Raw genomic sequence first — 15,422 nt, forward strand, 5'->3', positions numbered from 1 at the left:
GAAGAAGGAAGAAGGAAGAAGGAAGAAGGAAGAAGGAAGAAGGAAGAAGGAAGAAGGAAGAAGGAAGAAGGAAGAAGTTATATCAAATCTGTTAGCATCGGAATTATTGATATCTCTATTCTCGACATCTGCGTGAATCAGCGTCAATCCATTGTCATCTGCGGTTAACACATTCTCTTTTTTTTACCGCAGATGATGGCAGATAAACACAGATTAACGCAGATGAATTCTATCAATTCCGGTTGCAATATGGGTGATTGTTGACTGTTGACTGGATTTTACTTTTCTGATGCTACCGGAATTGATATTAAAAGACCTCTTTCCGTTTCCCCTTTACGCATCGGGCAACTGTCGGCAAGCATACCCACCGACTGCAACGAGGAATAAGCCCAAGGCAGAGATAGCGTATAACAAAGCCATGCCAGCACCAGCACCTGTCCCGATAATTCCGCCAAAAATAGTTGCTAAAAAGCCTCCCGGTTGCATGGCGGGTTCAAAGACGCGATCGGCAAGTGGCCCTGCGATCAATAAACCGATCGCTGACGCCAATTGCACAATAACTGCTCTGGTAGCAAAAACACGCCCCTGTAATTCTGATGGGACTTTCGCCAGCCAGATTGCCTCGTTGGAACTGCCGAGGATGGGGAAATTGAAAGACGAACAAAATTGAGCGGGAATCCAGATGGAAAGGGCCTGACCGAAAGCAAAGACTATTTTACTCAAGCCCGCGCCTGCCATGCCGAGCAGAAAGCCCCGGATTCGGCGTTTGGGGCCGCCCCAAATACTGACGATTGATGCTCCTAAAACGCCGCCGGCGCCGGCGGCTGAAAGGATAGTACCGAGGATTCTGGCATTGTTGCCGGTGCGTGCCAGGATCATCGGTGAGTAGAGGGCCGCGCCGATGTCGTGAGCAAACCAGAATAGCGAAACCAACACCAGCAAGGCAAGCAGGCTGGGACGATCGACGATGTAGCGGAATCCGAAGCTGAGTTCTTGCAATAGGTGGGGGCGAGTTGGCTGGGGATTGGAGATGATCGCGGGCTGGGGTATTTTGACAGATACTAGGGTGGCGATCGCGATTGTAAAAGTTGCCAGGTCGATCGTAAAAATCCCGGTCAACCCGATCGCAGAATAGAGAATCCCTGCCAGCGTCGGAGCAATAATACTCGCGCCGTAATTTGCCAAAAAACTTAAACTGCTAGCACGGCTGTAATGCTTTTCTGGCATCATTGTGGCGATCGCTGCGGAGTAAGCTAACTGCTGAAGTTGGTCAAAAATTCCGTTAATCGCAGCCGCTACATATATATGCCATATTTGCAGGTTTTGGTTGATATAAAGTAATAGGATAGTGAGCGTTAACAAAGCTGAAACCGCATCACCGATCCCCATCAAAAATTTTCGATTCCAGCGATCGACGAGAATTCCAGCAACCGGAGCGAGCAAGATGCGCGGCAATTGAGTAAAAAACATCAACAAAGCCAAAGCCGTCGCTTGACTGGTGGACTCCCAAATCCAAATAGTCAGCGCAAACCCGGACATAGCGCTGCCAATCATCGAAGCCGTTTGTCCCAGCCAGAGTTGAATAAATTTTTGCATTAAATAGGCGATTAATAGGATTTAAAATTCAGAGGATAGTTGACAGTTGACAGTTGACAGTTGACAGTTGGCAGTTGTTAGTTGGCAGTTGGCAGTTGTTAGTTAACAGCAAAAATCAGAGCGGTTTTTTTGTTGTCCATTGTTCACTGTCAATTGTCGATTGTCCACAATCCACCTTATAGGTGGGGGAGTTAAACCCGATCGCGGACAATTGTCAATTGTCAATTGTCCACTGTTAAAACCAAGGCCATTGCTGGCTCAGTGGAGATAATTCTTCATATTGCTGTCTCGCCTCCTTGCGGTAAAATTTCGCCAAATGCCGCTGCCGCCACATCAATACGCCCGTAACAAACAGTACAATGGGTGCTAATCCTGCGATCGCGTGTACCAGCCGCAAGTAAATTCCGCCATAGCTGCCAATATGTAGCGGATAAAGCGAGTTGAGAATTCGATTTGCTACAGAAGCTGAATTTACACTGTCAGCCTGCAATATTTTGCCACTATATTGGTCGAGATAAATGGTGCTAATCCCGTTTGGGTGAGGCTCATTGGGAAATTTTTTCCGTACTTTAAAAGTTTCTTCAGGCTTCAAAGGCAGAGAGATAAACGTGGTTGTAGCTTCCGGCCAAACGGTATTAACTTGATGTAAGATTTCGTCAAGGTTTTGCCTCGAACTGCTAGAGTGGGGATGAGAAGTCAATGCGGGCTGTGGCTTTTCATTCGTTAGCCAATACAGAGTAGATTCAACCGGCGCGTAAAAAATTATCGCTGTCCCTGTAGCAGAGATGAGTATGAGAAAAGCGACCGATACAATGCCAGAAACGTTATGTAAATCAAATACAGTCCGCTGCCAGTGAGCTTGCCAATTAATCGAAAATCCGCGAGCCAAATTTCGCCAACCCGTCCACAATACCAAACCAGTAAAAGTTAGTCCTAGCATTACTAGACCGCAAAAACCGACAACAAGGTGACCGAATTCTCCTCCCGCTAATTCCGCGTGTAACGTAAAAACAAAACCTGTAAACGTTTCTTTCCAAAGGCGCGAACCCTTAATTTGTCCGCTGTAAGGATTGACATAAACGCTAACTACTTCCTCACTCTTTGAAAGCATCGAAACTTGGCAAACTTGCTTCGCTTCTCGGGGCAGGAAGATACTAAGAGCTTGATTTTGCGGATAAGCTTTTTCGACAATTTGCAGGACATTTTCCAGCGGTATCCGTTCGGCTTGAGGAATTACTTGCAGGAGTTGGGGATTGAAGAACCGCTCGATTTCGGGGCCGAAAACCAGCAAGCTGCCCGTTAAAGCAATTACTGCTAGAAATATTCCTACCACCAACCCCAAATACAAGTGCAGTTTGAATGCGAGTTTGCGGAACTTCATCTCGAAATTTTCCTCGAAGCCGTTAACTGTTCTCATTAAGGTAATACCAATTTTAAAAAAGAATGCAACAGTATTCTTGTCCCCCCCCTTAGCAAGGGGGGGCTAGGGGGGGTCGAAGAGTGTTGCACGATTTTAGAGAAATGGTATAAAACCGATAGTCAGACAGGGAATTCATTCCCTGTCTTGGGATATTGAATCTACCTCATAAACCTGCAATCTGCTGTAATTACCAGTTAAGGCGGTAATTAACACTGAGAGTTAAACCTCTCCCTGCATAATTAGAGCTGTCCGCGCCAAATCCAGCTAAGTATTGCGACAGCACGGGAAAATATTGATTATTCAATAAATTCTCGACTTTGACTTGTAGAAGCCCTTTTCCCAGTTGAATTGTGCTGATGTAATCCACTGTGAGATAGCTGCTAATCGGGCCGCCATCCGAGCCGTCTTTGAAGGCTTGATCGCGATTGCCAGAATATAAAAACTGTAACCGATTGTTCCATCCCTGCAAAGTTTCGTTTTGGAGATAAGCTGTTAGCTTTAGCGGTGGAATTCTGCTGCTATCTAGGGCGATGTAACGGCCATTTTCGTCATATTCGCCTTGAATATAAGTAGCCGTCCCGCCTAGCGACCATGCTTGTGCAGGTTGCCAATCCACAGTCCCTTCTAAGCCGTAAATGCGTTCTGGGGCGCGGATTAGTTCCAGGCGACCTGTGTTGCCAACTGGTTGAAAATTCACTCCGAGATCGGATGTATTGTAAAAAGCTGCCAGCGACATTTGTACGGATTGCCACCCTCCTCGAATGCCAATTTCGTAGTTGTTGACTTTTTGCGGTTGAGTTACTTCTAACGAAGATTCAATTCCGACAAAATTGTCGGGTGGTTCGCGGAGGATGCGACCGAAATCTGGAACTGAGAAACCTTGAGAAAAGTTGCCAAATACGTTGAAGGTGTCATTAATTTTATAGACAGCCCCTGTATTAAATAGGGTGGCGTTAAATTTGCGATCGCCTCCTTGGATCTGGCGATCGTTAAAAGTGGTATAATCATTGACTTCTAACCCGATGCGTTCGTGACGTATCCCGCCACTTAGAATGACGATATCGTCAATATTCCATTCCAATTGACCGAAAAGGCCAAGGCTGTTGTAAGTGTAGGGAGGAACGAAAGGACGCTCGGAGATTTTCCGGTAAACCCGGCCCCCACTTGCGTCAAATCTCTCCGTGTCGTACAAGTCGAAACGCTGTCTGCTATCTTCAGTAACATAGTCAGAACCCCAAGTTAATCGAAGATTTTCGGCACGGGATAAAGGAGTGGTGATCGCCAGTCTACCTCCTATCTGTTCGTTCTCGGCTCGCGAACGAGTAACGCCGAGAAATGGCCCAAAGAACTCGGACGTGCGGTAATCGGAAGGAACGCCTGAATTGGAATTCGTTCGATAGTAGATTTGACTTTGAAGGCTGCTGCCAAAAAGGTTTTGGTTGGTGTAACTTAGGTTGAGCTGTGTACTTTTATTTCCCGGTGTTTCTCCGTCAATATCCAAATTTCCGGTTCGGATGGCGCGGGCTTTTTGCCGTCCTTCCTGGTCGTCAACCCTAAAGTCTGGAATCACATTGGGATCTTGAGTTTCCCGATAGTGATTGACAGTTAGTTGCAGCCGCTGTTGTGTGTCCAAATCTACCCCGACTTTGCCCATGACGTTGAAGAGGGTGCTGCTATCTCCGCCGAGTTCAAAAAAGGGAATACGATCGCCTTTGGCATCGTAAAAAGCTCCACTTCTAGAGAGCGAGACAGTGCCGGTGAAATCGAAATTGCCACTTCGGCCAGAAATCGTCTGCTGAGCGTTAAAGCCTAGAGCATCTCTTGTGTTTGTTAAAGCGCTACTGACGCCCACTTCAGTAACAGCACTTAGCCTTTCCTCAGTTGGGCGACGAGTAATAATATTAATCACGCCACCTGTAGCCTGAGCGCCGTAGATTGCGGTAGACCCCCGCACTACTTCAATGCGTTCGATCGCGCTGGGATCGATGTTTCTGAATTCTCTGCCAAAAGATTGAAGATTGGTCGTTTGTGGCACGCCGTCAATCAGAACGGAAACGTCGCGACCCCGCAAAGTTTGTCCATAAGTGGCCGTACTTTGAGTCGGGGGCGCGAAACCGGGAACCTGATTTGCCAGAGCTTCCCCGATATTTCTCGATTGCCCTACCTGCTGCTGAAGTTCTTCGGAGTCTACCACCGTGATAGAGCGTGGCACGTTCGTCACTCTTTCTGCGGTTCGTGTTGCAGTGACGACGATTTCAATCGGGTCTCTCCCCACCTGTGGCGTTGCGGGTGGCTGTGTTGTCGGTGTTCCTGGTGGCTGCGCTGTAGGCGGTAAGGCTTCTCCTGGCGTTCCTGGCGGCTGTGCTGTCGGCGGTAAAGCTTCTCCTGGCGTTCCTGGTGGCTGCGCTGTAGGCGGTAAAGCTTCTCCTGGCGTTCCTGGTGGCTGCGCTGTAGGTGGCAAAGGTTCTGCGGGTATCTCTACCGGCTGCCCTGTCGGTGGCAAGGGTGCTGCGGGTGTCCCCGGCCGCTGTGTTGTAGGAGCCGGTGCAGGCGGGCGAGCCGTCATCTCCGAGGTGGGTTTTAAGCTGAGAATCAGACCAGCAGCGTTAGGAATCACCCGTGCCACTGGTTGACCCCTCTCGCCAATGACTTTGATTCGGATGCTGTTGTTATCTAAAGGAGTAACGGTGACAGAAGCAATTCCGGCAGCAGGCTTGTCTTGACGAAACTCATTTCCCCCCGGTAGTCGCAGTTGAGCGGTGATGACATCAACTTGTAAAGTTTCGCCAAAGCTGGCGCTGAAGACTTGCAGGGGTCTTCCATCTTCAGTGTCTAGGATGATTTCAATGCCTTCTGACGTGGGGTTGAGGCGAACGCCCGTCACCTGCGCGATGTTGGAAGCGCACGCCGGCCCAGCGACTAACGCCGACACAACTCCTGCCAGCCCAAGGCTGCTTAGTAATTTCTGCGATCTCTTCATTACTCTTTAATCAACAATTAATGGAACTTCGGATATGTGGTTTACGTTGCTTGCACAACATGATTTGTGGCAGCGTTACTGCTCTTGTGTGCCTCTTGAAACTGACCTGCAGAAGATCCGACCCAGTTGTCGGGCGCGGTTCGATCCGATTCTCCTGTCGCTAGTGGCATTTTGTCTGGGAATACAGCAGGCGCGTGAGGGCGAACTCCTCAGTTTGGTGGCGCTCTGGACGATCGCCCACGGTGGGCATTTTCCTCGGTTAAAGGAAGTAGTCGCTGGACGCTTAATGAGAAAGTGCCTTAATTAGATAACAGAGGACTTGCATCTGTCAAGAGTTAACTAATGAAAATTAGTTGCATTTTTAAAATGGGGGGTCTCACCCCTCTGCCTAGTTAGACACCACTTGCCTATTATGGTTTCTTTTCAGGGCTAGACAAACGATCGCCTCCAATGCTATGGCAAAAGTTAAAAAATATTGTCATATAGGCAATGATAGGATTCAAGAAATTATCTCAACTACTCTTGACAATAAATATCATCTAGCATAGGATACTTAAAGTCGATAGCCGTAAAGGCCCTGAAGCTGATATCGAAGCTGGCTCGGACTGAAATCGCCCCGGAGCCATTGCCGAACAGCCCGATCGACCACAAAACGTGAAAACAAGCGCTAATACCCGGATTGAAGACTCAAACGCGCTGATGGGAGACTCGTAACGCCCGACAACTGTTCACAGAAAGTCTATGTGGCAAGAATTTGGCGGAACTGGTTGGCGTACTGCAAACAAGATTTATTAGGTAAAAAGAATCGATGAGTGACGCAAACATTAAGGGAAACCAACTCACCGAAAGTTGTACAAATTTAGTAGAACTTCTACAAAACAGAGCACTACACCAACCAGAGCAGAAATATACATTTCTGTTAGACGGAAAAACTGAAACCGCCAGTTTGACTTATCGAGAGTTAGATGCGATCGCCCGATCGCACGCCGCGCGACTTCAGACATTGGGAGTCAGTGGCGAACGAGCGTTACTGCTTTTCCCGCCAGGATTGGACTATCTCGCCGTCTTTTTCGGATGTTTGTACGCCAAAGTGATCGCGGTTCCCCTCTATCCACCGAAGCTAAAGCGGAATTTAGCGAAAATTAGTGCGATCGCCAAAGACGCAGGAGCAACAGTTGCGATCGCTCCCGCGCGACACCTGGAAAATTTAGAACAGCTATGCGAACAAGCGCCGGAACTTAAAGGGCTGCACTGGCTGACAGCAGAGATGCTTGCCGATGACGGCGAAAAGTGGCAGCAGCCATCCATCCATCCCGACGAAGTAGCTTATCTTCAGTACACTTCCGGCTCAACCTCCACCCCCAAAGGCGTCATGGTGAGCCACGCCAACGTTTTGTACAACATCGAATACATTCACCGAGGCTTTGACCACGATTCCGAAAGCGTTGCGGTAACGTGGCTTCCCCCCTTTCACGACATGGGGTTAATTGACGGATTGCTCAAACCTTTGTATCTGGGAATTCCCTCTTACTTCATGCCGCCAGCCGCGTTTATTCAGAACCCGATGTGCTGGTTGGAAGCGATTTCACACTACAAAGCTACCCACAGCGGCGGGCCAAATTTTGCTTACGACTTGTGTGCTAGCAAAAGCAGCAAAATCTTGGGCGATGGTCAAAAAATGCTCGACTTGAGTAGTTGGCGCGTGGCCTATAACGGCGCAGAACCCATCCACAAAGAAACCCTAGAGAGATTTACCAAAGCTTTTGAGCCCTGCGGTTTTCACGCCGATGCCTTTTGTCCTGCTTACGGAATGGCAGAAACCACGCTAAAAATTACCACGGTTCGCAGCGGAACAACACCGACTTTCTTACCTGTTGATGCTGGGGCGCTGGAAAATAATCATATTGTAGAAGTTTTGGAAGGCGATCGCGACGCGCGAACTTTAGTCGGCTGCGGTTTCCCGGAATTTGGGACTAAAGTTGCGATCGTCAATCCCGAATCTCTGACGCCATGCCAGCCTTCGGAAGTCGGAGAAATTTGGGTAGCTGGCGAAACAGTTGCGCGAGGCTATTGGAATCGCCCAGAAGAGACAGAAAAAACCTTTCAAGCATATCTTTCAGATACCAGCGAAGGGCCATTTTTGCGAACTGGAGATTTAGGCTTTTTACGCGACGGAGAACTGTTTATTACAGGGCGACTCAAAGATTTGATTATCATCCGAGGTCGCAATCTTTACCCCCAAGATATAGAAAGAACGGCAGAGCGCAGCCATCCCAGTTTGCGGCAGGGGGCGATCGCGGCATTCTCAGTGGAAGTCGCGGGCGAAGAGCAGCTCATTATCGTGCAAGAATTAGAATCTCGCAAAGCGCCGAATAATGCTGAGGAAATTATCAGCGCCATCCGCGAACGCATTGCGATCGAATATGAAGTACAAGCCTATGGAGTAGTGCTGATTAAGCCCGGAAGCATTCCGAAAACGACCAGCGGTAAAATTCAACGTCGCGCCGCCTATGCTGACTTTATAGCTGACAAATTGGAAGTTGTCGCCAGTAGCATTTTAGAGTTAGCGGATTCGGTGGAAATCGAGAATCAAATCACGCGAGAAATTCTGCTTACAGCAGAGTTAGAAGAACGGCAGTCGCTTCTTGAGGCTTACCTTTTGCAGCAGGTAAACCGCCGGGAAATGAATTCCCCGGCTAATAGCCAAAGTCGGCTAAAGCCGACTGAAGAGGAATCTTCAATCCACTTCAGTTCCAGCGGGAAAACACAAGATATCATCGATCGACCGCTCAGTAGCTTTGGACTAGATTCTTTAAGAGTTTTTGAGTTAAAAAATCAAATTGAGAGTGACTTGGGCGTTACTGTATCGGTTGCTGATTTGTTTGAGGATAGGAGCATTGCTCGACTGGCAGTGCAAATTCTAGAGCAACTAACAGGAAATACCAAAGCACTCGCCCCAAGGCCAGTTTCTCGATCGCGCCATCTTCCCCTGTCTTTTGCCCAAGAGCGCTTGTGGTTCTTCGACCAATTGGAACCTGGAAACCCCTTCTATAACCTCTGCGGTGCAGTTCGGATTACAGGAAAACTCACTGCAGAAACACTCCGGCAAAGTATTGAGAAAATTATCGAGCGACACGAGATTTTAAGAACTGTGTTTTCTGGTGGGGAAAAAGAACAGATACAAGTTATTTTTGAAGCAAAAAGTTTCCCATTACCGCTGATTGATTTGAGCGATCGCTCCCCTGCGGAACGCGAGAAAAAAGCGCAAAAAATGTCGGCGGAAGAAGCACATTTGCCCTTTGATTTAACTCAACCTAATCTGCTCCGTGCCAAACTTCTACGTTTATCTGAAACAGAACATACCCTGCTTTTATCTGCCCACCATATCATTTTTGATGGATGGTCTTTGGGCGTATTCTTACGGGAATTAGCGGCATTTTATGAAGAATTTACTAATAAGAGTTTAGCCGATATTCCACCTCTGCTAATTCAGTATGCAGACTTTGCAACTTGGCAGCGCCAACAAATGCAGGGAGAAATATTAGAAACTCAACTTACTTACTGGAAGCAGCAGTTAAGTGGCTGTGCAGCGGTGCTAAATTTACCAACAGACTTTTCTCGTCCCGCTGTTCAAAGTTACAAGGGAAGTCGGCAATTATTTGAATTGCCAGAGCACTTAACCGAGGCAATTAGGCAATTGAGTCGCCGCGAAAAAACCACTGTATTTATGACATTGCTGGCAGCATTCAAAACACTGCTTTACCGCTACACGGGACAAGAAGATATCCTCGTCGGTTCACCAATTGCCAGCCGCAATAGCAGCGAAACCGAATCATTAATTGGATTTTTTGTCAATACTTTAGTTTTGCGGACTGACTTAAATGGAAATCCCACTTTTCGAGAGTTGCTGAGTCGAGTGCGAGAGGTTGCATTAGGCGCTTACGCGCATCAAGATGTACCGTTTGAGAAGCTTGTAGAAGAATTGCAGCCGAATCGAGATTTAAGTCACTCGCCGTTATTTCAGGTGATGTTTGCCTTTCAGAATGCCTCCGAATTCGCCTTAGAATTGCCTGGTTTAAGCCTGAACTGCCAACAGATTCACAGCGGCACAGCAAATTTCGATTTAACCCTGGAATTAGAAGCGACAGCAACAGGTATTAGAGGGTGGTTTGAATACAGCATAGACTTATTTTCACCGACCACTATTGCGCGAATGGCAGGACACTTTCAGAACTTATTAGAAAGTATCGTTGCCAATTCTTCCGCACGACTGTCTGATTTGCCCATGCTTGCAGAAGCAGAACGCCAGCAACTTCTATTTGAGTGGAATAATACTGGGGTAAATAACTTCCAAAATGAGTGCGTTCACCGTTTGTTTGAAGCGCAAGTGGCGAAAACACCTGATGCTGTTGCGGTGCGATTTGAATGCCAAAGTTTGACTTATGGAGAACTGAACGATCGCGCGAATCAACTTGCCCATTACCTGCACTCTTTCGGCGTGAAGCCAGATGCCATAGTCGGCGTTTATCTGGAGCGATCGCTCGATGCGATCGTCGGAATTTTAGGCATATTAAAAGCAGGCGGCGCTTATTTGCCCCTCGACCCGAATTATTCCAAAGAACGTCTTAATTTCATGTTAGAAGACGCTGGAGTTCAGGTACTGCTAACGCAAACGCAATTAGCAGCAAACTTACCAGCGCAGAAGATTACTGTGATTTGCTTGGATGCAGAATGGGAGAAAATTTCTCCACAACATCAGTCAAATCCTGATAGCGTCGTTGGGCCAGAAAACCTAGCTTATATCATCTATACATCCGGGTCTACCGGCAAGCCAAAAGGAGTGATGGTGCAGCATCAATCTTTGGCAAATTATACGCAGGCTGCAAGTGTCGAATATGGCATCGAACCAGGCGATCGCATTCTGCAATTTGCTTCCCTCAGCTTCGACGCCAGCGCCGAAGAAATCTATCCCTGTTTAACGCGAGGCGCAACTTTGGTACTGCGCGGAAATTCCATGTTAGACAGCATTTCTTCCTTCCTGAAAAAGTGCCGGGAATGGGAAATCACTGTATTGGATTTGCCGACAGCTTACTGGCGCGAATTAACTGCCAGACTCAGCGCCGAAAACGCAGAATTTCCCCCGTCAGTGCGCTTGACAATTATTGGCGGAGAAGCAGCGCTTTCAGCGTCGCTGAATCAGTGGCAAAAGTACGTTTCAGAAAAAGTACGACTTGTCAATACTTACGGCCCCACAGAAACAACAATTGTCGCGACTTGGTGCGAGTTATCTGGGAATATTCCTACTGCAAAATCGCTGCCGATTGGTCGTCCAATTCCCAATGCCCGCACCTATGTACTCGATGCTAATTTGCAACCCGTTCCCATCGGAATTCCCGGCGAACTGTATATCGGAGGTGCGGGCGTTTCCAGAGGATATCTCAACCGTTCGGATCTGAATCGAGACAAATTTATTCCCGATCCTTTTAGCAGCAAACAAGGCGATCGCCTTTACAAAACAGGCGATTTAGTCCGCTATCTCCCCGATGGAAATTTAGAATTTCTCGATCGCACCGATCGCCAAGTAAAAATTCGCGGTTTCCGCATAGAGTTGGGAGAAATAGAATCCGCACTCAGCCAACATCCAGACGTGCAAGAAGGAGTTCTTTTGGCGCGTGAGGAAGATTCAGGCGGCAAGCGCTTAGTTGCTTACCTCGTTTTAAACTCAGCAGTCGCGGGCGGGCACGGAGGCACCGCCCCTACGCACTCCGCATTGATTAAAAATCTGCGTTCTTTTCTCCGGGAACAAGTGCCCGATTATATGGTTCCTGCCAGTTTTGTGTGTTTGGAATCGATGCCATTAACGCCAAACGGCAAGGTAGATTTTAAGGCACTTCCCGCACCGGAAACCAACAAGTCAGACGCCGATTTTATCGCTCCTGAGACTTTAGAAGAACAAGTATTAGCGGAGATTTGGGCTGAGGTTCTGGGTTTAAAACAGGTGGCAATTAATGACAATTTCTTCGAGTTGGGAGGTCACTCTTTGCTAGCAACTCAACTGATTGCCAAGGTGCGCGATCGCTTTCAAGTTGAGCTATCGTTGCGCTGTCTGTTTCAATCCCCCACTGTCGCCAGTTTGGCAGTTGCGATCGCACAAGCTCAGAGCCAGCAGTCGCCCGAACCCCTGATTTCACTGCCCGCGATCGCCCCCGATCCTCAAAATCGCTACCAACCATTTCCGCTCAACGAAATGCAGCAGGCGTACTGGATCGGGAGAAATAGCTTCTTTGAAATGGGCAATGTTGCCATTCACGGCTATGTAGAAATTGAGAGCGACGAGTTAGATTTAGAGCGGTTTAGCCTCGCGTGGCAGCGAGTTGTAGAGCGTCACGATATGCTGCGGGCGATCGTCCTTCCGAATGGACAGCAGCAAATTCTGGAAAACGTACCCGCTTATAAAATTGAGGTTGTGGATTTGCGATCGCTCGATTCAAAAGTTGCCGATGAAAAACTCGAAGCAATTCGCGATCGCCTTTCTCACCAAGTGCTGCCGCTCGATCGCTGGCCGCTATTCGAGATTTGCGCTTCCAAAATTAATAAACGCCGCACCCGGCTCCACATCAGTATTGATGCTTTGTGCATAGACGGTTGGAGTTTTCAAATTTTGTTTGGCGATTTGGTCAAGTTTTACCGCAATCCCCATACTGCGATCGCCCCCTTGCAACTTTCTTTCCGCGACTGCGTGTTAACCACGATCGCCTTAGAAAACTCCCCACTTTTCCAGCAATCCTTAGATTACTGGCGAACTCGCCTCAAAACCCTGCCGCCAGCGCCGGAATTGCCCCTCGCCAAACATCCGAATTCCTTAACGCAGCCGCGATTTAAACGCTGGAGCGATCGCTTAGATTTCTCAACTTGGCAGTGCCTCAAAACGCGCACAGCTCGCGCCAGCCTCACTCCTACGGGTTTATTGCTGGCCGCCTATGCCGAAGTTCTTTCTATGTGGAGCAAAACACCTCGGTTTACGCTCAACGTGCCGCGCTTTAATCGCCTTCCTCTGCACCCTCAAGTTGAGGAAATTATCGGAGAATTTGCCTCATTTACTCTGTTAGAAATAGATAACTCCAAGCCAGAAAGTTTTGAAGTACGAGCCAAGCGACTGCAAGAACAACTTTGGCAAGATTTAGAACACCAATATGTCAGCGGCGTGCGCGTTTTGCGAGAACTAGCTCAAGCGCAAGGGACAACCGCAGCGCTGATGCCAGTTGTATTTACGATCGATCCGCAAAACGCGCCTGGGGAAGATTCTTCTATCTTTTCTCTGATTCAAGAATTGGGAGAACTGGTTCACATCATCGGTCAAACTCCGCAAGTTTGGATAGACGCGCAATTTACCGAAACTGCTGAGGGGCTGTCTTTTAGCTGGGATGCGGTGGAAGAACTCTTCCCGCCAGGGATGATTGACAATATGTTTGACGCCTACTGTCGCCTATTGCAACGCCTCGCTAACGAAGAGGAAACTTGGCAGAAAACGGTGCAGTTTCAGCAAGCCTTTACTAACGGTATTGATGCACCCATTCCCGATGGATTGCTGCACGAATTGTTTGCTGAGAAAGTCGCGTCGCTATCGCACGAACCAGCCGTCATTACGCGCGATCGTACCCTCACTTATGAGCAACTCTATCGGCGATCGAATCAAGTCGCTCATCGCTTGCGAAATCTCGGAGTTCGCCCTAATCAATTGGTTGCCGTCGTCATGGAGAAAGGATGGGAGCAAGTCGTCGCTGTCTTGGGAATTCTAGCCTCTGGAGCTGCTTATTTACCCGTAGATGCGGCGCTGCCAAAAGAGCGAATTTGGTATTTGCTGGAAAATGGCGAAGTAGAGATTGTTTTGACGCAATCTCAGTTAAATCAACGCTTGGAATGGCCGGAAAATGTGCGGCGAATTTGTCTTGATACTGAGGAATTAGCAACAGAAAGCGGCGAAGCTTTGGAATCAGTGCAGGAAGCGGAAGATTTAGCTTATGTGATTTATACTTCCGGCTCAACTGGCTTGCCGAAAGGCGTGGCGATCGCGCACCGAGGTGCAGTCAATGCGATCGCTCAAACGAACCAAGTATTTAATGTGACCGAGTGCGATCGCGCGATCGCAGTCACCGCACTGCACCACGATATGTCGGTTTACGATATCTTCGGCATCCTAGCAGCCGGGGGCGCGATCGTCATTCCCGATGCCGCACAACGGCTAGACCCCGCTCACTGGGCGCAATTGATGGTAAAAGAGCGCGTTACCATTTGGAACTCGGTTCCGCCGATGATGGAAATGCTGCTCGATTACGCTGCCGGACGTTCTGAGGTGTTGCCAGAGTGCTTGCGCTGGGCGTTTCTCGGTGGAGACTGGATACCGATAACACTGCCTGAGAGGTTAAGGGCGATCGTCCAAGAATGTCGCGTTGTCAGTGTCGGCGGGCCAACCGAAACTACCCTGTGGAATATTTGGTATCCGGTAGAAACAGTTGATTCTTCTTGGAAAAGCATTCCCTACGGCAAGCCGATCGCTAACACCCGCTATTACATTTTGAATGAAAGGCTGGAAGACTGTCCCGTCTGGGTTGCCGGCGAGATGTGCTGTGCCGGAGTTGGACTGACAAAAGGATACTGGCGGAATGAAGAAAAAACTCGCGCCAGTTGCCTCACGCACCCCGTCACGGGCGATCGCTTGTACCGAACGGGAGATTTAGGGCGCTTCCTCCCTGACGGCAATATCGAATTTTTAGGACGAGAAGATTTCCGCCTTAAAATTCGAGGATTCCGCATCGAAGCCGGAGAAATTGAAGCTGCTTTGAACGAGCACCCAGCAGTCAAAGCATCCATTGTCACCGCATTCGGAGAAAATCACAGTCAAAAGCGCTTAGTAGCATATATCGTTCCTCAACAAAATGCGGTTCTTGCGGTTGAAGAATTGCGACAATTTCTGAGTGAAAAACTGCCCGATTATATGGTGCCTTCTGCATTTATAGTTTTGGACGCGCTGCCGCTTTCGGCGAACGGCAAAGTTAACCGCAAGGCTCTGCCTGAACCGGATGCCGCAATTCCAGAAGCAAAGATTTTTGTCGCACCGCGCACCCCTATTGAGGCAATGTTAGCGAGAATTTGCTGTGAGGTTCTCGGCATCGAACAGTTAAGCATTACCGATAACTTTTTTGAACTAGGAGGAAATTCGCTGCTGGCAATTCAATTAGCAGCAAAGGTACGAGAATCTTGTCACCTAGAATTGCCTTTATGCGATATTTTTGCAGGACGATCGCTCGCCGTACTTGCAGAAAAGATTGCTGAAGCCAAAAACAAAAATGCGGCCGTTGAAGAACCCGCGATCGTGCCCGTTTCGCGATCGGCGTACCGCAGGTCACTGTCATCTTTGCGCTAACC

5 protein-coding genes are annotated in these 15,422 nt (G+C 48.4%); 2 read left to right on the plus strand and 3 right to left on the minus strand.

Features of this window, described 5'->3' with window-relative positions; genetic code table 11:
- Nucleotides 1-333 precede the first annotated feature (333 nt).
- The 3 genes from QUA43_RS15530 to QUA43_RS15540 form a co-directional block, all read right to left on the minus strand.
- Nucleotides 334-1,596, minus strand: coding sequence for an MFS transporter (locus QUA43_RS15530; RefSeq protein WP_333375065.1), 1,263 nt, complete (start codon nt 1,594-1,596; stop codon nt 334-336).
- 235 nt (nt 1,597-1,831) lie between these two features.
- Complete coding sequence (locus QUA43_RS15535; protein WP_333375067.1) at nt 1,832-2,977, minus strand: PepSY-associated TM helix domain-containing protein; 1,146 nt, start codon at nt 2,975-2,977, stop codon at nt 1,832-1,834.
- A 226-nt stretch (nt 2,978-3,203) separates the two neighbouring features.
- A complete protein-coding gene (locus QUA43_RS15540) occupies nt 3,204-5,996 on the minus strand; it encodes a TonB-dependent receptor domain-containing protein (protein WP_333375068.1) in 2,793 nt (930 codons plus the stop codon).
- 34 nt (nt 5,997-6,030) lie between these two features.
- Here QUA43_RS15540 and QUA43_RS15545 point away from each other — a divergent pair, with 34 nt between their 5' ends.
- Both QUA43_RS15545 and QUA43_RS15550 read left to right on the plus strand, forming a co-directional pair.
- Complete coding sequence (locus tag QUA43_RS15545; RefSeq protein ID WP_333375070.1) at nt 6,031-6,303, plus strand: hypothetical protein; 273 nt, start codon at nt 6,031-6,033, stop codon at nt 6,301-6,303.
- A gap of 501 nt (nt 6,304-6,804) precedes the next feature.
- A complete protein-coding gene (locus tag QUA43_RS15550) occupies nt 6,805-15,420 on the plus strand; it encodes an amino acid adenylation domain-containing protein (RefSeq protein ID WP_333375072.1) in 8,616 nt (2,871 codons plus the stop codon).
- Nucleotides 15,421-15,422 lie beyond the last annotated feature (2 nt).

This window comes from Microcoleus sp. N9_B4 (assembly GCF_036701635.1).
Lineage (GTDB): Bacteria > Cyanobacteriota > Cyanobacteriia > Cyanobacteriales > Microcoleaceae > Microcoleus.